The following is a 570-nucleotide window of genomic DNA, read 5'->3' on the forward strand; positions in this document are numbered from 1 at the left end:
GGAGACAAACGCCGCAACGTGACTACCCCGCAGCAGCGGCTGCAGCACCGTCCGCAAGTGCGCCGGCTGCCCCGCGGTCAGCGTGTTCCAGTGATCGACCGCGGCCAGCAGCAGCGCGCCGACGCCGATCGTCACCGGGCGCAGGATCCGCTGCGCCTCCTTCCGAGAAACCGCTCCCGCGTCGAGCGGGTTGATGTCGTCGTCCATGAGTGCCGTCACGATCTGTCTCCCATCGATGTAATTACTTGCATGGAATCTTGCCTAACGTGGTACAGTTCTCAGCAAGACAACACGCCGTGACCTGCAGAATTGGCCAAACCGTCTCGCCTCGCTCTCGCGAGCGAGACGGACGTCACATCAGTCACTTGCGTTTCGGATGGAGATAACCGCGTCGGGCAGAAAGTCGCAGTTCACACGGTGTTTCTGCGCAGATTTCGGCTGTTACCGCGATAGCGTGGAACGCAGGGATCGATCGAGGATATGGAGGCGATCTGGGTGACGGCACTCTTCTCGCAGGCCGAGGCGAACCCGGTGATGGTTGCGCTGACGCGACTGGCGCACGGCTGGTCG

1 pseudogene is annotated in these 570 nt (G+C 62.5%); it reads right to left on the reverse strand.

The window, feature by feature from the left end:
* Window positions 1-219: pseudogene (locus FK268_RS23550) on the reverse strand (hypothetical protein); the annotation flags it as partial.
* Window positions 220-570 lie beyond the last annotated feature (351 nt).

The organism is Tsukamurella sputi (genome assembly GCF_007858445.1).
Taxonomy (GTDB): Bacteria; Actinomycetota; Actinomycetes; order Mycobacteriales; family Mycobacteriaceae; genus Tsukamurella; species Tsukamurella sputi.